Source organism: Bradyrhizobium sp. ORS 111, assembly GCF_045571485.1.
In the GTDB taxonomy this organism is placed as follows: Bacteria; Pseudomonadota; Alphaproteobacteria; order Rhizobiales; family Xanthobacteraceae; genus Bradyrhizobium.
Genome location: NZ_CP120701.1, coordinates 1844352 through 1865662 on the forward strand (window position 1 = coordinate 1844352; position 21311 = coordinate 1865662).

Here is a 21311-nt window from a genome sequence, read left to right on the forward strand (position 1 = left end):
TAGCCCGTTTGGATCATGCGCTGCTCGCGGCATCACGCCACAAGTAAGGTGCGGCAGGTGGAGCAATTACAGGGGCTGGTGGTCAATTTTCAGTACGGTCCAATAGCGCTGCTCATCACCGGCTTCGCTTGGCTTCCCCCTCCGCACCTGAGTTCACCGGCGATGACGGTTGCACTGATCGCAATGTCACCGGCCGGGACCGAGAAAGGCCGCCCCGCAGGCGGCCTTTCCTGTGCGCACCGGGCGCGATTGTTTCCTACTGTTGCTTGGTCGCTTCGCCGCCGGATTTGGCGCTGGACTTCTTCGCCGTCTTCTTCGCCTTCTTCGGCGCCATCTTGCTCGTATCGCCCTTGCTCATCGTGTCACCGCTCTGTGCGGCGGGCGCGGGGCTGGCGCCGGTCTTGTCTTGCGCGAGCGCGGTGGAGGACAGGAAGGCAAGAGCAGTGGCGGCGAGGATCAGTGTTCGCATCGGATAGGTCTCCCAAGTTGCTGTTTTCCGGCGCGCCTCAACGGGGCGGAATGTCGCAGGGTTCCGCGGGCTGGATCAGTTGTCCGTGAGTGGTCCGTGAACTGTGCGGCTCACGATCGCCGGCGGGAACCGGGAACTTTGCTGCGCGTTATGCCGATGGGCAGGAGTTCCGAGGAGAGACGCCATGCGCTGGCGGTCAATGACGGAAACGACCGATGCGGTGCTCGACACCGCTCCCGAGAATGCGTTCTACGCGGTCGGCTGGACAATCAGCGGCGTGGCGACACTCGCCACCATCATCGCCGTCTGGATGTTCGGGATGTGAGGGCGCCGATAACGGCGCCACAGCGAGCCGCGGCGAGGTCAAGCCGGTCGGCTTGGTTGCCGGTGCAAACGGGCGGCGCTGGGGACGCGATCGAATTTCACTTCCGCAGAATGGCGAGCGCTTCGCGATAGAGCTGCGAGAAGCAGACGAGGAGGGCGCTCGACAGCAAGAAGCTCGAGATGCTGTCGTAGTCGGCAGCCGTGGGCCAGGCAAACTCGAAGCAGGGCGGCATGAACATCCACCACACGATTGGGACCGTAATGACGGTGGCAAAGGCGCCGGCCGGGGCGCCGCCCAACAGGCCTGCGATCAGGATCGCTGGCACGAAGGTTGCGAAGTAGAGCTGCAGGCCGAAGGTCGCGAAGACTTCCTGCATCGCGGTGGCGAACACCACGGCCAGCAGGGCGGCGGCGAAGGTAGACAGCGACCACGGGCGCAGCTTCAAAATGTAGTCGTTGCCCTTGCGCATCGGATTCCCACGCCCCCGCGAGTTCCGCGGAAGGTAGCGAAGCAGGACATCAAATAAAAGCCCGTAGGATTCCGTGGACCACGGCGCTCCGTCGGCACCCGCGCATCCTCCACGAAACCGAACCGTCCTCGTCAAGCCCCTGCCTCATTGTCGCGCTTACTGCATTGCGGCAGGGTGATTGCGGGACAACACAATGCTCGGACTTCTGATCATTCTTATCGCCGTCGGCATGGGCTTCTGTTCGGGATATGCCGTACGCGAAATGGAGTCGCGCCGTCGCCGCCGGATTGCGCGCGGGGATGCACCGGCGGCCCACCCACAGCGGCGCGCGCCGCCCGCTGCCGGTGCAGGACGAGACGATCTGATGATCAATCTCGAGGGGCTTCTGGTCGCCGCCAATGGCAGCTTCTCCGGACGCCGCAAGGCGTCACGCCGCACGCCGCAGGTCGATCCTCGTCGGCAGCCCGATGAATTCGATGGGGCCGTGCGCGATTTGCTCGGTGAACTCAACCGGCGCCCGTCCGCGCCGTCGCCGCATCCCGTCCGGCAATGAGCCGGAGGCCGGGACGTCGCCGGCCGGCGGTGAATTGGCGGGCGCGCGAGGCCGCACAGCGGTCCGCTGCGAAGGGGCCCGTTTCAGGACTTAAATACCTGAACCAGCACAAAAAATTCCGGCGGGGAGAATCAATTCATCATGTGTGACGGCGCAAATTTTCCGATCTTGCGCGCGCCGTCCCAAAGCTCCACCGGCTGATCGTCAGTCGCCAGATTCTGGGCCTGCTCCCGCGCGTCGTCGTCGTTGCCGCAGAACAGATCAACCCGCCATAGAATGCGGTCGTCGGAGCTGAGGACGTACGCCGTGTAACCGTGCATCGGATCGTCCTTTCGACCCTGCCTTCACCGAAACAACATCCAAGACCTATTGTTCCTCGGACTGACCTAGCCTCAGGCAAGCCGAAGCTCGATGCACGGAATCCGCATACCTTCGCACGCAACTTTCATGGACAGATATCGACCGAGCGCCTCCATCGAGCGGGCCACATCTTCCGATCTAATTGATTTTATTGAGGTAAATGGTGGACGCACAAGGGATCGAACCTTGGACCTCTCCCGTGTGAAGGGAACGCTCTCCCGCTGAGCTATGCGTCCGGGATAACGGCGCACGAAAGGCCGCTGCTCGGCGGCCGGTCGAAACGTGCTTCGTCAGAGGCTGCGATTTACGAAGTGCCGGGTGGAGGTGTCAAGCCAAGACCTTCGAGATCAGGCGCCCCGCCGGCGGGCGCGGGAGGCGTGCGACTGCAGCGCCCGGATGCGTTCGGCCAGTGTACCGCCACCCTCGGGCGGGCCGCTGCCGGCGGCAGCCCCATTTCCGGTCCCACCGGCGGGTTTGGCGGCCGTCTTGGCCGGCACCGTCGGTTCGGCCGCCAGCATGGCCTCGATCGTCGAATTCGGTCCCTCGAGCTGGATCGCAAGCTTCGCCACTTCGGCGGCGATGTCGTTGATGCGCTCGCGCAGCAGCGCGTTCTCCATGCGCTCGGTCGTCCAGGAGCTCTCGGCCTGCTGCTGGATCTCGCTAATGTCGCGTTGCAGCTTGGCGCCCTCATCACGAGCGACACTGAGCTGCTCCTCGGCTGCGGCCTTCTCCTGGCGCAGTTTCGCAAGGAGCGATGATTTGCCTCCGCTTGGCGCGGCGGTCTCCTCGCGCAGCTTCTGCAGGGCCAGCTCGGCGGCGGCGTTCGCCTGCTTGAGCTGGCTGTTCTCGTATTCGCGTTCGGCGAGCAGCTTGCCCTGGGTCGCGAGCCGCGTCTCGAGATCGTTGACGCGGTTGCCGAGCGTTTCGGCTTCCTTGACAAGGTCGGCGACGCGCTGGGTCAAATTCTTGACCCGGCCGCGCGCTTCCGCCAGGTCGCGGGTCGCGATTTCCGACTGGCTGCGCTCCTCGGCGAGGCGGGCCTGGGTCGCCGCGTATTCCTTCTCGGCGTTGCCGATGCGGCCCTTCAGCGCCTCAACCTGCGTTTGCGCCGTGACGAGCTCGATCCGGCGACTGTCCACCGTCAGGGAGCGATCGCTCAGCACGGCGTTGATCTTGCCAAGCTCGGTCTGCTTCTCGGTCAGTGCCTGCTCGACCGCGCGCAATTGCTCGGTCTTGGCGGAGATTTCCTGCTCGGTGGCTTGGAGCTGCTCCTGCATCGCCTTATCGCGTGTTTCCAATGCGAAAATCGCGGCGTTCTTCTCGCCAAGCTCGATCTTCATGCGGTTGATCGCATCGGTCTTCTTGCCGAGTTCGGCGAGCTGGCTCGTGGTCTTGCTCTTGAGCTGGTCGACGCTCATCTCGAGCCGGCGTGCCGACATCGCGAATTCGGCGCGAAGCTGGTCCTTGTCGGCCTGGATCTCGGCCATCGAGAGCGGGGTGGCCGCCTCCATGCGGCGCGTCGTTAACCGCACGGCGCGATTGTGCACCAGCGGCACGATCATCAGGCCGCACAGCATCGAGATCAGGAAACCGATCGCGCCGTACATGATCGGTTCGATCATGAAGGGTCACTCCACAAGAAATAATTGGTTAATCACAATGCCATGGCGGGCTGGCCAAAGGCCAGCCCGTTGCAGCGTTAACGTGAATCGCTGATTGGCGGCCAAGGTCGTCCACGACAACCCGCACAGACGGCGATTAGAACGGGTTCCAGGTCGCCCGCGGAGTGTATTTGAGGTAGCCGACATTCGCGCCGAGCCGCAAGCCGATGCCGGAGCGGATCGGTACCAGCACGATGTTGTTGGCGGTCAACGCGGTCATGCCGAAACCACCGATGATGTAGGCAGACCCGTCGATGCCGACGAAGCGCTGATAGATCGCGCTGGTGGAGGGCAGGTTATAGACCAGCGTCATGGTGCGGGCGCCGTCCCCACCCCAGTCGAAGCCCACTGACGGCCCCTGCCAGTAGACTCGAAGGTCGCCGGCATTCTTGGTGTAGAGCGTGCCTTCGCCGTAGCGCAGCCCCGCCACGAAGGCGCCGGAGCCTTCCTCGCCGAGCACATAGCCGTTGGGAAGCCCCCACTGGCTGACGGCGCGCTCGATGATCGAGGCGAGTCCACGAGACACGTTGCCGAAGAACTTGTGTCCGGCGTTGACCAATTCCTCCGGTCCGTAGGTATACGGGGTCGGGTCACGCTGGGGCGGTGGATATTGCGGCGGCGGGGGCTGCTGCGCGGACGCATGTCCGGTCCAGCACATCAGCGCGGCAAACGCGACCGCGGCAAGGCGTGATGCGAAAGTCATTAAGAACCCCTGCTATCGAAATCCGGACGTCACCCTTAACCCTATGCCAACAGGCACGGCTCTAGGTTGCGCCCAGTGTCCCCTCGACTCGGATGTTATCGGTATCAACTATGACGGCACAACGGCAGGAAAAATATGGTTGGTGCCGTCGAGTGGCGATTTTCGGCCTGTTGGCGGGCATTTTGGCGGCCACCTGGCTCGACTCGTCCGCCCGAGCCTCCACCACCGAGCGGGTGGTGACGAACCGATTTTCCGGTCTCGCGATCGAGGGATTCGATCCCGTCGCCTATTTCACCGACGCCGCCGCGTCCGTCGGCCGGCCTGAATTCGAGGCCGCCGAGGGTGGCGCGGTCTGGCGCTTTCGCAACGAGGGCAACCGCGCCTCCTTCGTGGCGCATCCTGAAATCTATGGCCCGCAGTTCGGTGGTTACGATCCGACCGATTTGGTGCGCGGGGTGACCTGCGCGGGCAATCCGCGATTCTGGGTGGTCGCCGGGAACAGGCTCTATCTCTTCAATCGGGAAAAGAGCCGCGACGCCTTTGCTGCCGATCCGGCGCGCTTTCTGAAGGAGGCCAAAGCGCGCTGGCCGAAGCTCGAAGAGAATCTCGCCCAATAGAGTGTTTTCGAGCGCAGTGGACACCGGTTCGCGTGAAGAAGACGCGTCAAACCGGGAATCGAGAGCTTCGGCTCTGATTCAATCAGGACCGATAAGGCTCTGGATCAGGACGCTGCAGCCGGGTCACCCCAGGCAATGAATTCCGGGACCAGGAAGTCCTCGCGACCCAACCCGAAATGCAGCGGTTGCCCTCGCGAATCGGTCACCTTGCCGCCGGCCGCGACGACCACCGCGGCGCCGGCCGCGACATCCCATTCCGACGTCGGCGAAAGGCGGGGATAGATATCAACCTCTCCCTCGGCGACCCGGCCGAATTTAACCGCTGAGCCCAGCACCGCGCGCGTGGCGCCGCCGCGCGCGTCGATGAAGGCTTCGGTGCGCGGATCGCCATGCGACCGGCTGACCGCCACGGTCCACGGCGCGCCACGCGCCGGGCGCGGACGGGTCTTGATCGGCACCGTGTGCGAAACCTTGCCGTCACGCAGCGTCAGCCGTTCCGCGCCCGCGCCGACGATGCCGCGCCAGATCAATCCCAGCGCAGGTGCACCGACGATGCCAAGCAGCGGTGCGCCGTGTGTGACGAGCGCCACATTGACCGTGAACTCGTTGCGGCCGGCGACGAACTCCTTGGTGCCGTCGAGCGGATCGATCAGGAAAAAGCTGTCCTTGTAGGGTGGCTTCGCCAGATGAGCGCGCTCTTCCGACAGCAGCGATACTCGTGGTGCCAGCCGCCCTAATCCCTCGACGATGATCTGATCGGCGGCAAGATCCGCTTCCGTCACCGGCGAGCCGTCACCCTTGCCGGCAACCTTCATCGTGGAACGATTGACTGAAAGAATCGCCTCGCCGGCCTGGATCACCAGCTCGGTCAGCGATTCGAGCAGCGCGGCGGCGATATCGCGACCGATGGCGGGCGATTTTGCCTCATTCATAAGCGGGTCCCATGTCCTGTTGATCTTTTATTTGAGCATAATGCGCTAACGCGGCCGTTCCCGTCCGGATCATGCCTTATCAGTCCCGCCGCAAGCTGGCAGCATGCGTCTTCGCAGTGTATCAAGCCGACAGGCATGCGTGATTCGCACTCCTCCCGCGGCGTGCGGCTTTCCAGGAACAATCTATGTCTGGCACTTCGTCTCCCGGTCCCGCTCCCGACGCACTTGAACTCGCCGCGCTGCTGTGCTCGCGGGTCTGTCACGATCTCATCAGTCCGGTTGGTGCGATCGTCAATGGACTTGAGGTCCTCGACGACAATCCCAAGCCCGAAGATCGTGACTTCGCACTCGATCTGATCCGCAAGAGCGCCAAGACCGCTTCGGCGCGATTGCAGTTCTGTCGGCTGGCGTTCGGCGCAGCCGGTTCTTCCGGTGCGCAGATCGACCTCGGCGACGCCCACAACATGGCGAAGGGCCATATCGAGGACGGCAAGGTCACGATGAGCTGGAATTTGCCGCGGCTGCTGCTGCCCAAGAACCGGGTCAAGCTGCTGTTGAACATGCTCGTGATCGCGCAGCAGACGATTCCGCGCGGCGGCACGCTCACCATCGATCCGGTCGGCGAGGGCGAAGCCTTGAGCTTCCGCATCACGTCCGCCGGTCTCAATGCCCGCGTGCCGCAGAACATCGTCGATCTCCTCAACGGAACGGCGGCCAACACGGTCGACGCGCATGCGGTGCAGCCGCATTACACGCGGCTCCTCGCGGAAGCCTGCGGGCTCAAGGTGACGCTCGCGCTGGACGGCGACAAGGTGATTGTCGCGGCGTCCTGAACGCGGTCTCCGCCACACTGTTAATCAACGGTTACCACAGGCCGCGCGATTTGATCGCGCGGCCTTATGTCTTTGTTGATCCCGTTCCTTTGCGATTACTCAACCAAACTTAAACGCTTTGCAGGGAAGCTGGCCCGGTTCCGTAAGGCGCGGCGATGTCGCGCGCCGCTGCGTTTTAAAGGCTGGTTTCCATGGACGATCTGTTGCGCGAGTTCCTGACGGAGAGCAGCGAGAGCCTGGACACGGTCGACAACCAGCTTGTGCAGTTCGAGCAGGATCCGAACAACGCCAAGATCCTGGATAACATCTTCCGCCTGGTGCACACGATCAAGGGGACCTGCGGCTTCCTCGGGCTGCCGCGGTTGGAGGCGTTGGCGCATGCCGGCGAGACCTTGATGGGCAAGTTCCGCGACGGCATGCCGGTGACCGCGGAGGCGGTGACGCTGATCCTGTCCTCGATCGACCGCATTAAGGAGATTTTGGCCGGGCTCGAGGCCACCGAGGCCGAGCCCGACGGCACCGACCGCGACCTGATCGATCAGCTCGAAGCGATGGTCGCGCGCGGCATGGCGGCGATGGCCGAGACCAGCGCGGCTGACGCTACGGCGGTGCCGGTGGTGGAGGCGCCCCCGGTGCAGCCGGCGCTCGCCACGGGCACGCTGGTGGCGCAGACATTGGAGCGGCCGTTGCGCCCGGGCGAGGTCTCGCTCGACGAGCTCGAGCGCGCCTTCCGCGAGACCGCAACCGAGGTGGTGGCGCCGGTCGCTAGGCCCGCCGCGGCGCCTGCCGCCGCCCCCGCCCCACCCGAGGGCGCGAAGCGGCCGGCGCGCCGGAGCGCCATCGAGGCCGAGGCCGAGGCCGGCGACAAGATCGCCAACCAGTCGATCCGGGTCAATGTCGACACCCTCGAGCACCTGATGACCATGGTCTCCGAGCTGGTCTTGACCCGCAACCAGCTCCTGGAGATCTCAAGGCGCAACGAGGATACCGAGTTCAAGGTGCCGCTGCAGCGGCTCTCCAACGTCACCGCCGAGCTGCAGGAGGGCGTCATGAAGACGCGGATGCAGCCGATCGGCAACGCCTGGCAGAAGCTGCCGCGCATCGTCCGCGACCTCTCCGGCGAGCTCGGCAAGCAGATCGAACTCGAGATGCACGGCGCCGACACCGAGCTCGACCGCCAGGTGCTCGACCTGATCAAGGATCCGCTGACCCACATGGTGCGCAACTCCGCCGACCATGGCCTCGAGACCCCGGCCGAGCGGCTCGCGAGCGGCAAGCCCGAGCAGGGCACCATCCGGCTGTCCGCCTATCACGAGGGCGGCCACATCATCATCGGCATCGCCGACAATGGCCGCGGCCTCAACACCGAGCGGATCAAGGCCAAGGCGCTCTCGAACGGTCTCGTCACCGAGGCCGAGCTGGAGAAGATGACGGAAGCGCAGGTCCACAAGTTCATCTTCGCGCCCGGCTTCTCGACCGCCGCGCAGGTGACCTCGGTGTCCGGCCGCGGCGTCGGCATGGACGTGGTGCGCACCAATATCGACCAGATCGGCGGCACCATCGACATCAAGAGCGTGGCCGGCGAGGGCGCCAGCGTCACCATCAAGATCCCGCTGACGCTGGCGATCGTCTCCGCGCTGATCGTCGAGGCCGCCGGCGACCGCTTTGCGATCCCGCAATTGTCGGTGGTCGAATTGGTGCGGGCCCGCGCCAACTCCGAGCACCGCATCGAGCGCATCAAGGACACCGCGGTCTTGCGGCTGCGCAACAAGCTGTTGCCGCTGATCCACCTGAAGAAGCTCCTGCAGATCGACGACGGCGCGGCCGCCGCGGCCGAGAACGGCTTCATCGTGGTGACGCAGGTCGGCAGCCAGACCTTCGGCATCGTGGTCGACGGCGTGTTCCACACCGAGGAGATCGTGGTCAAGCCGATGTCGACCAAGCTGCGCCACATCGACATGTTCTCCGGCAACACCATCCTCGGCGACGGCGCGGTGATCATGATCATCGACCCCAACGGCATCGCCAAGGCGCTCGGCGCCTCCGGCGCCGCGGCCCATGAGCTGGCCGAGGACACCGCCGCCGCCCATGCCGCAAGCGGCGAGCAACTGACCTCGCTCTTGGTGTTCCGCGCCGGCACCTCGCAGCCCAAGGCGGTGCCGCTCGGCCTCGTCACCCGGCTCGAGGAGATCGCCGCCGACAAGATCGAGCTCTCTAACGGCCGCCACATGGTGCAGTACCGCGAGCAGCTGATGCCGCTGGTGCAGATGGCGGGCGTCGAGGTGCAGCGCCAGGGCGCGCAGCCGATCCTGGTGTTCTCCGACGACGGCCGCTCGATGGGGCTGGTGGTCGACGAGATCATCGACATCGTCGAGGAGCGGCTCAACATCGAGGTCGCGGGCTCCCAGGACGGCATTCTGGGCTCGGCGGTGATCAAGGGCCAGGCCACCGAGGTGATCGACGTCGGCCACTTCCTGCCGATGGCGTTTGCCGACTGGTTCGCGCGCAAGGAGATGCGCCCGTCGGCCAGCGCGCAGTCGGTGCTGCTGGTCGATGATAGCGCGTTCTTCCGCAACATGCTGGCGCCGGTCTTGAAGGCCGCCGGCTACAGGGTGCGCACCGCGGGCGGCGCGCAGGAGGGGCTCGCGGCGCTGCGCTCGGGGCAGGCCTTCGACGTGGTGCTGACCGACATCGAGATGCCGGAGATGAACGGCTTCGAGTTCGCCGAGGTGATCCGCGCCGACGGCAACCTGACCGGGCTGCCGATCATCGCGCTGTCGGCGATGGTGTCGCCGGCGGCGATCGAGCGCGGCCGGCAGGCCGGCTTCCACGACTACGTCGCCAAGTTCGACCGTCCCGGGCTGATCGCGGCGCTCAAGGAGCAGACCGCCGAACTGCGCAAGGCGGCGTAGAGCATGATCCGGACCCAAAGGGCCGCGTTAGCGAAAAGTGGGAACCGGTTTTCCGATCAGATCATGCTCAAAACAAGGGGCTTGAAGGACCAGATGCGATGACCAGCACGAGCGAGATCAGCGACGGCGCGATGGCCGAATACGTCACCGCTGTGATCGGCGGGCAATTGTTCGGGCTGCCGATCTCGCGGGTGCAGGACGTGTTCATGCCGGAGCGGCTGACCCGGGTGCCGCTGGCCTCCGGCGAGATCGCCGGCGTGCTCAACTTGCGCGGCCGCATCGTCACCGTGATCGACATGCGCGCCCGGCTCGGCCTGCCCAAGGCCGACAGCGGCCAGGTGATGATGGCGGTCGGCGTCGACCTGCGCGGGGAATCCTACGGCCTCCTGATCGACCAGATCGGCGAGGTGCTGCGGCTGCCCGAGGCGAGCCGCGAGGACAATCCGGTCAACCTCGATCCCCGCATGGCCAAGCTCGCCGGCGGCGTCCACCGCCTCGACGGCCAGCTCATGGTCGTCCTCGATGTCGATCGCGTGCTCGAATTGATGCCCGACGTCAAGGCCGCCTGAGAAAGGCAGCGTGACCAGGGTAACCGAAGTGAAGAACAGACATCCCCGAGGGGATGAGGAAGCAGAGGTCGCAGATGAGAACCTGTCTTGTTGTCGATGACTCCAGCGTCATTCGCAAGGTCGCCCGCCGCATCCTCGAAGGTCTCGATTTCCAAATCGTCGAGGCCGAGGACGGCGAAAAGGCGCTCGAGGTTTGCAAGCGCGCAATGCCGGACGCGGTGCTGCTCGACTGGAACATGCCCGTGATGGATGGCTACGAGTTTCTCGGCAATCTGCGGCGCATGCCGGGCGGCGATCAGCCCAAGGTGGTGTTCTGCACCACCGAGAACGACGTCGCGCATATTGCCCGCGCGCTGCATGCCGGCGCCAACGAGTACATCATGAAGCCGTTCGACCGGGACATCGTCACCGCGAAGTTCCAAGAAGTCGGGCTCATCTAAAGTTTGCGTCCGATCCGGCGGCGGAAGCCATCGGCTCTACCGTTATCCTACGTGCCGTTGCGTCGCTGGTGAGTTCATGAGTGTTGCGTTGACAAGTGCTGCGACCCCGACATCGCCCCGTACCGAGAAGGTGCGGGTGATGGTGGTCGATGACTCCGTCGTGATCCGCGGGATGATCTCGCGCTGGATCGGGGCGGAGCCCGACATGGAAGTCGTGGCGTCGCTGCGCACCGGCCTCGACGCCGTCAATCAGCTCCAGCGGATCAATCCCGACGTTGCTGTGCTCGACATCGAAATGCCCGATCTCGACGGCATTTCGGCGCTGCCGCAACTGCTGGCCAAGAAGCGCGACCTTGTCGTCATCATGGCGTCGACGCTGACCCGCCGCAACGCCGAGATCAGCCTGAAGGCGCTGTCGCTCGGCGCCTCCGACTACATTCCGAAGCCGGAAAGCACACGCGAAGCGACCGCCGCGGAAACCTTCCGCCACGACCTGATCCAGAAGATCCGTCATCTCGGCGCCAAGGCGCGCCGCAACGCCGTCAGTAGCACGGCGAGCCCGACGCTGGCGCCGGGGCATGACAGGCCGCGTGTGACGGCAGCGGGCGCTGCGCCTGCGTCGGCCGCCGCGCCGGTGCAATTCGTCCGCCGCCAGCTCGGCCTGATGCCGCCGAAGGTGCTGCTGATCGGCTCCTCGACCGGCGGTCCGCAGGCGCTGATGGCGCTGGTCGCCGAGATCGGACCGGTGATCGATCGCTTCCCGGTGCTGATCACCCAGCACATGCCGCCAACCTTCACCACCATTCTCGCCGAGCATTTGGCGCGCACCAGCAAGCGGCCGGCGCATGAGGCTGTCGACGGCGAGGTCATCAAGGCCGGTCAGATCTATCTTGCGCCGGGCGGCCGCCATATGCGCGTCGCCCGTCAGGGCATCCATGCGGTGATCGCGCTCGACGACGGACCGCCGGTCAATTTCTGCAAGCCCGCCGTCGATCCAATGTTCATCTCTGCGATCGAAGTCTGGCAAGGCAGCATCATGTCGTTGATCCTGACCGGGATGGGCTCCGACGGCATGCGTGGGGGCAAGGAGATCGTCGCGGCCGGCGGCAGCGTGATCGCCCAGGACGAGGCGACCAGCGTGGTGTGGGGTATGCCCGGCGCGGCGGCCAATGCCGGCATCTGCGCCGCCGTGCTGCCGCTCAATCAAATCGCACCGAAACTTGTTCGTGTGTTTTCGGGAGACCGTTCGTGACGCCGCTGGATTATGAGTATCTGCGCAAGCTGCTGAAGGAGCGGTCCGGGCTCGACCTCTCGGCCGACAAGCAATACCTGGTCGAGAGCCGTCTCCTGCCGCTGGCTCGCCGATGGAATCTCGCCGGCATCCCGGAGCTCGTGCAGAGGATGATGAAGGGCGGTGCGGACGCGCTGGTAGCAGAGGTGGTCGAGGCGATGACCACCAATGAGACCTTCTTCTTTCGCGACAAGATCCCGTTCGACCATCTGAGGGAGGCGGTGCTGCCGGCGCTCGCGCAGGCGCGTGCGGCACGTCGCTCGCTACGCATCTGGTGCGCGGCCTCGTCGACCGGGCAGGAGCCTTATTCGATCGCGATGTGCCTGAAGGAGGCAAGCGCGCTGTTCGCCGGCTGGCGGATCGAGATCGTCGCCACCGACCTGTCGCAGGCGGTGCTGGAGAAAGCCAAGGCCGGCCTGTTCAGCCAGTTCGAGGTCCAGCGCGGCTTGCCGATCCATCTGCTGCTCAAATATTTCACCCAACACGGCGAGCTCTGGCAGCTCAACGCGGATATCCGCGGCATGGTGCAGCATCGCCAGCTCAATCTCCTGCACGACCTCTCTCATCTCGGCACCTTCGACGTTATCTTCTGCCGCAACGTGCTGATCTATTTCGATCAGGACACCAAGACGGGCATCTTCGCCAAGCTGTCGCGGATGCTCGAGCCCGATGGCGTGCTGGCGCTCGGCGCCGCCGAATCCGTGGTCGGCATCACCAATCTGTTCAGGCCCTATCCGGAGAGGCGCGGGCTCTATCAGCCGAATACCGTGGCGCGTGCCGGCGCAGTCCATGTGCTGAAAGCGGTGGCTTCGGCTGCGCGCTGAGGCGAGCGAGATTCTCTTGTGGCGCGACGCGGCTTACCGCCCGTGATCCTGAGAGGCTGTGAATCTATGCAGTCTCGCTCCACACATCTCCCGTAGCAGGGCAAGGATGTCGTTGTTCGACAGGATCGGCCCATACAAAGCGACGGGTCAATCCAAACAAAAACCCCGCCGGTTGCGGCGGGGTTCAGTCGGGAGCAGCGAACCGGATGGTTCGGCTGCTGATACCCTTGAGAAGATCAGGCGGGGATGCGCTCGTCGGCCTCGTGCGGCTCGCGCAGCACGTAGCCGCGGCCCCACACGGTCTCGATGAAGTTGCGGCCCTCGGAGGCGTTGGCGAGCTTCTTGCGCAGCTTGCAGATGAAGACGTCGATGATCTTCAGCTCCGGCTCGTCCATGCCGCCATAGAGATGGTTGAGGAACATTTCCTTGGTCAGCGTGGTGCCCTTGCGGAGCGAGAGCAGCTCCAGCATCTGGTATTCCTTGCCGGTCAGATGCACGCGCTGGCCGCCGACCTCGACCGTCTTGGTGTCGAGATTGACGACGAGGTCGCCGGTCTGGATGACGGACTGGGCGTGGCCCTTGGAGCGGCGCACGATCGCATGGATGCGGGCGACCAGTTCGTCCTTGTGGAAGGGCTTGGTCATGTAGTCGTCGGCGCCGACGCCGAGACCCTTGACCTTGTCCTCGATGCCGGCGAGGCCGGAAAGGATCAGAATGGGGGTTTTGATCTTCGACACCCGGAGCTGCTTGAGCACGTCGTAGCCGGACATGTCGGGCAGGTTGAGGTCGAGAAGGATGATGTCGTAGTCGTAAAGTTTGCCGAGATCGACGCCTTCTTCCCCGAGGTCCGTCGTGTAGACGTTGAAACTCTCGGACTTCAGCATCAATTCGATCGACTGCGCGACGGCGCTGTCATCTTCAATCAGCAAAACGCGCATGCCAGTCCCCTTTAGTCGCCGCTCCGGGCGTCAGGTCGGCCGCACTTGCGGCACTCACAGAACGCCTTTGAACAACTGATTCGGATCCTGACGAGCTATGGTTAACAAAAACTGATTCCTCGACGCAAGCTCTAACCGTGCAATTTCTGTCGAATCGCCCTAAGATATTGCGTAGAAGAAGCTTTTCCTACCCGCTCTCGTTCAAGTTCCAGATTAAGAGACGGCGCTAACCGACTCTCGCGACTCGCCCTTCTTCTGACGGGCAAGCGACCTCAGTCACCAAAGACAGTGACGCAATGATTAATGATGCGGGTAAACACGAAGTTAAGCGGCAAATCCAAAAGCGCGGAAACTTAAGGTTTTCGCAATGAAGGCGCTCGCGGAGCAGATCGGCGACATCGACGGTGTCAATATTTATGGCCGCGTCGTCGGGGTGCGCGGGCTCATGGTCGAGATCGCGGGGCCGATTCACGCGATGTCGGTCGGCGCCCGCATCGTGATCGACGTCGGCGCCGGCCGCGTCATCCCGGCCGAGGTGATCGGCTTCTCCGGTGAGAACGCGGTCGTGATGCCGTTCGGCGGCCTCGACGGCGTCAGGCGCGGCTGCCGCGCCGTGATCGCCAACGCGGCAAGCCAGGTGCGGCCGTCGCCGGCTTGGCTCGGCCGCGTCATCAACGCGATGGGCGAGCCGATCGACGGCAAGGGGCCGCTGGTTCACGGCGCCTCGCCGATGCCCTACCGCAACTCGCCGCCGCCGGCGCATTCGCGCAAGCGGGTCGGCGCCCCGCTCGATCTCGGCGTGCGCGGCCTCAATACATTCCTGACCTGCTGCCGCGGCCAGCGGCTCGGCATCTTCGCGGGCTCCGGTGTCGGCAAGTCGGTGCTGCTGTCGATGCTGGCGCGCAACGTCGATGCCGACATCTCCGTGATCGGCCTGATCGGCGAACGCGGCCGAGAGGTGCAGGAATTCCTGCAGGAGGACCTCGGGGAAGAGGGCCTGGCGCGCTCGGTCGTCGTGGTCGCGACCTCGGACGAGCCGGCGCTGATGCGGCGGCAGGCCGCCTATCTCACGCTCGCGATCGCGGAATATTTCCGCGACGAGGACAAGGACGTGCTGTGCCTGATGGACTCGGTGACGCGCTTTGCGATGGCACAGCGCGAGATCGGCCTGTCGGCGGGCGAGCCGCCGACCGCCAAGGGCTACACGCCGACCGTGTTCACCGAATTGCCGAAGCTGCTTGAGCGGGCAGGGCCGGGCACGGGGGCCGGCACCATCACCGCGATCTTCACGGTGCTGGTCGATGGCGACGATCACAACGAGCCGATCGCGGACGCGGTGCGCGGCATTCTCGACGGCCACATCGTGATGCAGCGCGCGATCGCCGAGCGTGGTCGCTATCCGGCGGTCAACATCCTGAAGTCGGTGTCGCGCACCATGCCGCGGTCCGCCGATCCGGCCTTCCTGCCGTTCATCACCAAGGCGCGGCAGGTGATGGCGACCTATGCCGACATGGAAGAACTGATCCGGCTCGGCGCCTATCGGCCGGGTTCCAGCGCCGAGGTCGACGAGGCGATCCGGCTGCACGAGCCGCTGGAAGCCTTCCTGCGTCAGGCCAAGGACGAGGCGACCAGCCTCGGTGATGGCTACCGGCAACTCGCTCAAATCCTGTCGGGTTTGGAAACGGAACGCTAACTTTGTCAGGCCATCATCCGCGGCAGACCATTAGCGATGCCGGCGGGGCCCAGCGGGAAGCCGGCTCTGTCCCGCGTTCAAAATCGGGACTTCTGGGGAGTAGGAGTCGATGAAGTCACGTGAAACGCTGATCCGGCTGAAGAAGTTTCAGGTCGACGAAAAGCGCCGCCGGGTCACCCAGATCGAAGGCATGATCGCCGACTTCCAGCGCATGTCGGTCGAGCTGGAGCGCGAGATCCAGGTCGAGCAGGAGCGTGCCGGGATCAACGATCCCACCCATTTCGCCTATCCGACCTACGCCAAGGCGGCGATCCAGCGCCGGGAAAATCTCACCCGCTCCGCCGACGAATTGCGCAGCCAGCTCGAGGACGCCAAGGCTCTGCTGTCGGAGGCATTCGAGGAGCTCAAGAAGGTCGAGCTGCTCGACGAGCGCGACCAGGCGCGTGAGCGCGCCGAAGAGACCGCCCGCGAGCAGGCCGACATGGACTCGATCGGGTTGATGCGCGCCCGTCTCGGCGTCATCGCCTGACGCATCGCCTCCAGCTTGCAAGACGATGACAGCCCGGGCTTTGGCCCGGGCTTTTGTTTGAGCTGTCCACAACCCGGCCCATTGGCTGGGTCGGCTGGCAAAAAAGTATGCTACGAGCGTTCAGGAGATGGCGACGGAAAGACAATTGGCGGCAAGACCATTGGCAACAGGGCAGGCGGGCACCGAGCGGTCGGCGAGGACGCGATGGGGGAAGCGGGCTTTGGGGGACGCTGAATGCTGACCTCGGCTGAGCTGGTCTGGCTGGTCGCCGCCGTCGCCAAGGGGGACGAGGCCGCCTTTGAGCGGCTTTACGTTGCCACGCGCGCGAAACTCTTCGGCGTTGTGCTCCGTATCTTGCGGCGTCAGGACCTCGCCGAGGAAGTCATCCAGGAGGCTTACGTCAAGATCTGGAACGGCGCCGGGCAGTTCAATCCAGCCCTCTCTTCCCCGATCACCTGGATGACGTCGATCGCGCGCAACCGCGCCATCGATGTCGCGCGCAAGCGAGGCGAGGTCTCGCTCGAGGAGGAGCCGGCGGCCATGGAAGCGGCCGCGGAATCGCCCGATCCGCTGGCGCGACGGGAGATGACGGAAGAGTTGAGGCGATTGCTCGAGTGCGTCGGCCGTCTGGAGCCGGATCGTCAGAAGCTCGTACTGCTCGCCTACTACAACGGTTGGAGCCGCGAGCAATTGGCCGCGAAATTCGAGACGCCGGTCAACACGGTAAAGACCTGGCTGCGCCGGAGCATGATGGAAATCAGGGAGTGTCTTGGACTCTAAGTGATGGCCTATAGCGAAGACCATATCGTGCTCGCCGCGGAATATGCGCTCGGCACGCTCGATGCCGACGAGCGCACGCAGGTCGAGACCATGATGGCCGTCGACACGGAGTTCGCCGCGGTCGTGCAAGCGTGGGAATTCAGGCTCGGGCCGCTGAACCAGATGGTCGGCCTGGTCGAGCCGCGGCCGATCGTCTGGGAGAACATCAAATTCGCGATCGGTCGTCCCGGCGAAGCGCAGGCGCCGCTCGCGCTACCCGAGCCGGTGCCGCCACCGGAGCCAATGCCTGCGCCGTCACCGTCGCCGCAAGTCGAGCCGGCCGAGATTCGCGCACCGGTCGCCGACCAGAGCAACGTCATCGATCTCGCGGGTCGCGTGAAGCGCTGGCGCGGCATCGCGTCGGTTGCGAGCGCGATCGCGGCGGCGCTGCTCGTGATGGTCGGGTTGCAGATCTTCCAGCCCGACGCCTTGCCGGACAGCCTGCGGCCGAAGCCGCGCATCCGCACCGTCGAGGTGAAGACGCCGGCGCCGGTGCTCACGCCATCAGCGCAATATGTCGCACTGCTACAGGGCCAGGGCGGCGGCCCGGCCTTCATCCTGACCATCGACGGCGCGACCAAGAACTTCACGGTGCGCAAGGTCGGCGCCGCGGCGGAGCAAGGCAAGAGCTTCGAGCTATGGCTGATCTCCGACAAGCTGCCGCAGCCCCGCTCGCTCGGCGTGATCGGCGCTGATGATTTCACCGAGCGCCCGGCACTCGCGGGCTACGATCCCGACGTCATCAACGGCGCCACCTATGCCGTCACGATCGAACAAGAGGGCGGATCGCCGAGCGGACAGCCGACCTCCGCACCGGTCTTCACCGGCAAGCTGATCGAGACGGTGCCGGGCGGGCAGAATTAGCGGTCGCCTTTGGTCAGAAATGCACAAAAAAGAAAACGCCCGTGGGGAGCGGGCGTTTTCAACAGTCAACTTGGGGGTAGTTGGGGGTCTTAATATCCACGTAGCGACTTTGGGGGGCTGTAAAGAGCTACGTGAATTCCGTGAAATTCTCCTGTTAGCGGACGAGCGAGTTGCCCGAGCTTGTCACTGCAACCGGCTTGCCGGCCTTGATAACGCGCGCCGTCTGGGCATAGCCATCGTCCGACGCGTTGTGTACCGAGATACCGAAACCGGCGACCAGGATACCCGCGATCAGGGCAACCACGACGATCTTCAGGTGCGTCATACGATCGGCGCTATAGATCGAGTGGTTCATGGAAGTCTCCTGCCGCCTTCCTGCTCTCTGCTCTCGTCGATGTGTCGCTTACGTTCGTCGATGTGTCGCTTACGTTCGCTGCCGGGTTCAATGTCTCGCGCCCCGCTAACGTAGGATTTGTCCATTCCGTTCCCTAGAGGCGATCACAAGGCAGTGATGAGACGTGATCCTGCGCGATCAAAAGCGGCGATGTGAAGGTCATCCAAGAAGATAAACGAAATTATATCAGGTGCTTATAAGGAAGGTGCGCTGCGGCGGTCAAGATAGGGCCGTTCCGGTCCGGTTCCGAACAAATCGGTTGCCTGTGACGGAAAAGCACTCGGCGAACGCAACTGATTTGCCTCGAAAACCTAGACGCTGCCGACCGTTTTCAGGCGTGCCCGCGGATGGATCTCGGCCTGCGACAGCACGGTGGTTTGCGAGCGGAACCGCTCGACCAGCGAGCGGACGAACGGCCGGATCGCAGCCGACGTCACCAGCACCGGAGCCTCGCCTTCGCGCGCCGCCTGCTCGAAGGCGTTGCGCACCGCGGTCATGAACTCGGAAAGCTTCGAGGGTTGCATCGCCAGGCTGCGGTCATCGCCCTGTCCGACGATCGACTCGGCGAAGGCCTGTTCCCATCGCGCCGACAGTGCGATCAGCGGCAAATAGCCGTTCGGCGAGGTGTTCTGCGCGCAGATCTGTCGCGCCAGCCGGGCGCGGACGTGTTCGACCATGGCAGCGGGATTGCGCGAGAACGCCAGCGCGTCGGCGATGCCCTCGAGGATGGTCGAGAGGTCGCGGATCGAGATGCGCTCGGCGAGCAGGAGCTGCAGCACGCGCTGGATGCCCGACACCGTGACCTGGCTCGGCACGATGTCCTTGATCAGCTCGCCCTGCTCCTTCGGCAGCTCCTTGAGCAGCTTCTGCACCTCGCCATAGGACAGCAGGTCCGCCATGTTGGTCTTGAGCAATTCGGTCAGGTGGGTCGACAGTACGGTGGCGGCATCGACCACGGTGTATCCCTTCAGCGCGGCCTCTTCCTTGAGGCCGGCATCGACCCAGGTTGCCGGCAAGCCGAAGGTCGGCTCGATGGTGTGGATGCCGGGTAGCTGAACCTGGTTGCCGGCGGGGTCCATGACCATGAACTGGTTCGGCCAGATCTTGCCGGTGCCGGCGTCGACCTCCTTGATCTTGATGGCGTAGCTGTTGGCCTCGAGCTGCACATTGTCGAGGATGCGCACCGCCGGCATCACGAAGCCCATCTCGATCGCGAGCGAGCGGCGCAGCGCCTTGATCTGCTCGGTCAGGCGGTCGGTGCCGTCGGGGCCGTTCACCAGGGGCAACAGCGCGTAGCCGAGCTCGATCTTGAGGTCGTCGATCTTCAGCGCGGCTGAGATCGACTCGTCCGCGGCGGCAGCGGCGGCGGCCGCCGCGGCAGCCGGGGCCGCTGCGGCGGCGGCTTCGGCGGCCTTCACCGCCCGCTTCTGTTTGCGCGCGGACCAGGCCAGTGCCGCGGCGCCCGAGCCGAGCGCCATGAAGGGGAGCATCGGAATGCCAGGCAAGAGCGATAGCACCAGCATGACGCCGGCGGACATGCCGAGCGCCTGCGGATAGCCGGAGAGCTGCCCCATCAGCGCCTTGTCGGCGGCGCCGGTGATGCCAGCCTTGGAGACGAGCAAGCCCGCCGCAGTCGAGACGATCAGGGCGGGCACTTGGGTGACGAGGCCGTCGCCGACGGTCAGCACCGTGTAGGTGCGGGCGGCTTCGCTGAAGGAAAGGCCCTGCTGGGCGACGCCGATGATGATGCCGCCGACGATGTTGATGCCGACAATCAAAAGGCCCGCGATGGCATCGCCGCGGACGAATTTCGAGGCGCCGTCCATCGCGCCGAAGAAACCGCTCTCGTCCTCCAGCGCTTTGCGCCGTTCCTTGGCGGTCTTCTCGTCGATCAATCCGGCGGAGAGGTCGGCGTCGATCGCCATCTGCTTGCCGGGCATCGAGTCGAGCTGGAAGCGCGCCGCGACCTCGGCGATGCGGCCCGAACCCTTGGTGATGACCACGAAGTTCACGATCACCAGGATCGCGAACACGATGATGCCGATCACGAAGTTGCCGCCCATCACGAAGTTGCCGAACGCCTCGATGACATGGCCGGCGGCGGCGGTGCCCTCATGGCCGTGGCTCAGGATCAGCCGGGTCGAAGCCATGTTCAGCGACAGCCGCAGCATGGTCGAGATCAGGAGGATGGTCGGGAACGACGAAAATTCCAGCGGCGCCTGGATGAACAGCGAGGTCATCAGGATCAGGACCGAGACCGTGATCGAGACCGCCAGGAAGAGGTCGAGCACGATCGAGGGCAGCGGCAGGATCAGCACCACCAGGATAGTGAGGACGCCGAGCGCAAGCGCGAGATCGCCGCGCTTTAAGATATCGCCGATGTCACTGAGGCTCGGGAAGCTGCCGCCTTTGCCCGCCGTGCCCTGACCCGCCGTGATGTCGACCATGGTAGCCGCTCTCCCCCGCGATTGGCGGCTGCGGCCGCCAAGCGTCTGCGCGACCGCCGAAGGGCCGCCGCTTCGAAAGTGAGGCACCGCACTTGCGTCCACGGGGATCTCCGCCCGTCATACGCGATCGACGACACTCGACTTCACTCGGCAATTTTTGCCCGGTGTATGGTTAGCAAAGGGTTAATTCGGCTCGCGGTTGCGCCGTTCTGGGCCGATCGGCGGGGCGGGAGGCTGGCCTGCTACATCCGCGAGCGGCAGGGCTGCGCGGTTACTCCGGCTGCGGGTTGGGGCCAACGGCTATCTGAGGGCGCCGAACACGACGCCCGATGCGGCGACCAGGCCCAGCAGGATGACGCTTGCGCGCCAGAGCAACTGCCGGCGCGCGGTGCGCCGGTCATGAAAGGCCAGCCAGTCGCGCACAAAGCCGGCGGGGATATCGAACACCACGGCCGGCTCTTCGAGATGGTGCGTTTCGTGCTCGCAGAACATGGCTCTCACGGTCGGGACGCCCAGCCGCTCAAGCTCGCAATGCCATTCCCAGGCATGCTTGCCGTTGGTCCAGCGATTTTCGAAAGGGATCGCGTGCGATTCCATGACGAGCCTCCGGCTCACCCTGAACCCACACGACAACTCTAGCCGATTTTCCAGATCGGTGCGAGGCGCTGC

23 protein-coding genes and 1 tRNA gene are annotated in these 21311 nt (G+C 64.7%); 13 read left to right on the top strand and 11 right to left on the bottom strand.

The features are described 5' to 3' along the window. Positions 1-256: 256 nt before the first annotated feature. Positions 257-469, bottom strand: a complete 213-nt coding sequence (locus P6U30_RS08525; protein WP_407168964.1) for a hypothetical protein — start codon at positions 467-469, stop codon at positions 257-259. A 184-nt stretch (positions 470-653) separates the two neighbouring features. On the opposite strand from P6U30_RS08525, the gene P6U30_RS08530 reads away from it, so the two are divergent. Next, the gene (locus P6U30_RS08530; protein WP_407168965.1) at positions 654-794 is read left to right on the top strand and encodes a hypothetical protein; all 141 of its coding nucleotides are present in this window, start codon (positions 654-656) and stop codon (positions 792-794) included. Between the two features lie 97 nt (positions 795-891). On the opposite strand, the gene P6U30_RS08535 is transcribed toward P6U30_RS08530, so the two are convergent. Next, positions 892-1263: a DUF4118 domain-containing protein gene (locus P6U30_RS08535; RefSeq protein WP_407168966.1), complete on the bottom strand. Its 372-nt coding sequence runs from the start codon at positions 1261-1263 to the stop codon at positions 892-894. A gap of 193 nt (positions 1264-1456) precedes the next feature. Here P6U30_RS08535 and P6U30_RS08540 point away from each other — a divergent pair, with 193 nt between their 5' ends. Then, positions 1457-1816: a hypothetical protein gene (locus tag P6U30_RS08540; RefSeq protein WP_407168967.1), complete on the top strand. Its 360-nt coding sequence runs from the start codon at positions 1457-1459 to the stop codon at positions 1814-1816. A gap of 131 nt (positions 1817-1947) precedes the next feature. Here P6U30_RS08540 and P6U30_RS08545 read toward each other — a convergent pair whose 3' ends face one another. From P6U30_RS08545 to P6U30_RS08560, 4 genes are all read right to left on the bottom strand, one after another. Further along, positions 1948-2136 carry a hypothetical protein gene (locus P6U30_RS08545; RefSeq protein WP_407150921.1) on the bottom strand — a complete coding sequence of 63 codons (189 nt, stop codon included), beginning with the start codon at positions 2134-2136 and terminating at the stop codon, positions 1948-1950. 201 nt (positions 2137-2337) lie between these two features. Further along, a tRNA-Val gene (locus tag P6U30_RS08550) sits at positions 2338-2412 on the bottom strand. Between the two features lie 111 nt (positions 2413-2523). Further along, entirely contained in the window at positions 2524-3798 is a 1275-nt protein-coding gene (locus tag P6U30_RS08555) for a hypothetical protein (RefSeq protein ID WP_407168968.1), read from the bottom strand. Between the two features lie 136 nt (positions 3799-3934). Then, positions 3935-4540 (bottom strand): DUF1134 domain-containing protein, encoded by a 606-nt coding sequence (locus tag P6U30_RS08560; protein WP_407168969.1) that lies wholly within the window; start codon positions 4538-4540, stop codon positions 3935-3937. 92 nt (positions 4541-4632) lie between these two features. On the opposite strand from P6U30_RS08560, the gene P6U30_RS08565 reads away from it, so the two are divergent. Continuing rightward, entirely contained in the window at positions 4633-5157 is a 525-nt protein-coding gene (locus P6U30_RS08565; protein WP_407168970.1) for a YHS domain-containing (seleno)protein, read from the top strand. A gap of 104 nt (positions 5158-5261) precedes the next feature. Here P6U30_RS08565 and cysQ read toward each other — a convergent pair whose 3' ends face one another. Further along, a complete protein-coding gene (cysQ, locus tag P6U30_RS08570) occupies positions 5262-6089 on the bottom strand; it encodes a 3'(2'),5'-bisphosphate nucleotidase CysQ (RefSeq protein WP_407168971.1) in 828 nt (275 codons plus the stop codon). A gap of 185 nt (positions 6090-6274) precedes the next feature. On the opposite strand from cysQ, the gene chpT reads away from it, so the two are divergent. The 6 genes from chpT (at position 6275) to P6U30_RS08600 (ending at position 12958) form a co-directional block, all read left to right on the top strand. Next, on the top strand, positions 6275-6922 hold the full coding sequence (gene chpT, locus P6U30_RS08575) for a histidine phosphotransferase ChpT (protein ID WP_407168972.1): 648 nt from the start codon (positions 6275-6277) through the stop codon (positions 6920-6922). Between the two features lie 191 nt (positions 6923-7113). Beyond that, positions 7114-9834 (top strand): chemotaxis protein CheW, encoded by a 2721-nt coding sequence (locus P6U30_RS08580; protein ID WP_407168973.1) that lies wholly within the window; start codon positions 7114-7116, stop codon positions 9832-9834. A 98-nt stretch (positions 9835-9932) separates the two neighbouring features. Continuing rightward, entirely contained in the window at positions 9933-10403 is a 471-nt protein-coding gene (locus P6U30_RS08585; protein ID WP_407168974.1) for a chemotaxis protein CheW, read from the top strand. Positions 10404-10477: 74 nt separating this feature from the next. Continuing rightward, positions 10478-10843 (top strand): PleD family two-component system response regulator, encoded by a 366-nt coding sequence (locus tag P6U30_RS08590; RefSeq protein WP_407168975.1) that lies wholly within the window; start codon positions 10478-10480, stop codon positions 10841-10843. 76 nt (positions 10844-10919) lie between these two features. After that, a complete protein-coding gene (locus P6U30_RS08595; protein ID WP_407168976.1) occupies positions 10920-12095 on the top strand; it encodes a chemotaxis response regulator protein-glutamate methylesterase in 1176 nt (391 codons plus the stop codon). Next, a complete protein-coding gene (locus P6U30_RS08600) occupies positions 12092-12958 on the top strand; it encodes a CheR family methyltransferase (protein ID WP_407168977.1) in 867 nt (288 codons plus the stop codon). Before P6U30_RS08595 ends, P6U30_RS08600 begins: the two co-directional genes overlap by 4 nt. 236 nt (positions 12959-13194) lie before the next feature. Here the strand turns inward: P6U30_RS08600 and ctrA are convergent, their stop codons facing one another. Continuing rightward, positions 13195-13896: a response regulator transcription factor CtrA gene (ctrA, locus tag P6U30_RS08605; RefSeq protein WP_016848562.1), complete on the bottom strand. Its 702-nt coding sequence runs from the start codon at positions 13894-13896 to the stop codon at positions 13195-13197. A 367-nt stretch (positions 13897-14263) separates the two neighbouring features. Between ctrA and fliI the strand changes: the two genes are divergently transcribed. The 4 genes from fliI to P6U30_RS08625 all read left to right on the top strand — a co-directional run bounded on the left by fliI (position 14264) and on the right by P6U30_RS08625 (position 17801). Next, positions 14264-15589: a flagellar protein export ATPase FliI gene (gene fliI, locus P6U30_RS08610; protein WP_407168978.1), complete on the top strand. Its 1326-nt coding sequence runs from the start codon at positions 14264-14266 to the stop codon at positions 15587-15589. Between the two features lie 109 nt (positions 15590-15698). Beyond that, positions 15699-16118, top strand: coding sequence for a flagellar export protein FliJ (gene fliJ / locus P6U30_RS08615; protein ID WP_407150931.1), 420 nt, complete (start codon positions 15699-15701; stop codon positions 16116-16118). Positions 16119-16352: 234 nt separating this feature from the next. Further along, entirely contained in the window at positions 16353-16898 is a 546-nt protein-coding gene (locus P6U30_RS08620) for a sigma-70 family RNA polymerase sigma factor (RefSeq protein WP_407168979.1), read from the top strand. Positions 16899-16901: 3 nt separating this feature from the next. After that, positions 16902-17801, top strand: a complete 900-nt coding sequence (locus tag P6U30_RS08625) for an anti-sigma factor domain-containing protein (RefSeq protein ID WP_407168980.1) — start codon at positions 16902-16904, stop codon at positions 17799-17801. Between the two features lie 154 nt (positions 17802-17955). On the opposite strand, the gene P6U30_RS08630 is transcribed toward P6U30_RS08625, so the two are convergent. From P6U30_RS08630 to P6U30_RS08640, 3 genes are all read right to left on the bottom strand, one after another. Beyond that, complete coding sequence (locus P6U30_RS08630) at positions 17956-18156, bottom strand: hypothetical protein (protein ID WP_407168981.1); 201 nt, start codon at positions 18154-18156, stop codon at positions 17956-17958. 350 nt (positions 18157-18506) lie between these two features. Further along, a complete protein-coding gene (gene flhA, locus P6U30_RS08635) occupies positions 18507-20642 on the bottom strand; it encodes a flagellar biosynthesis protein FlhA (protein WP_407168982.1) in 2136 nt (711 codons plus the stop codon). Between the two features lie 300 nt (positions 20643-20942). Continuing rightward, entirely contained in the window at positions 20943-21239 is a 297-nt protein-coding gene (locus tag P6U30_RS08640) for a hypothetical protein (RefSeq protein ID WP_407168983.1), read from the bottom strand. Positions 21240-21311: the final 72 nt, after the last annotated feature.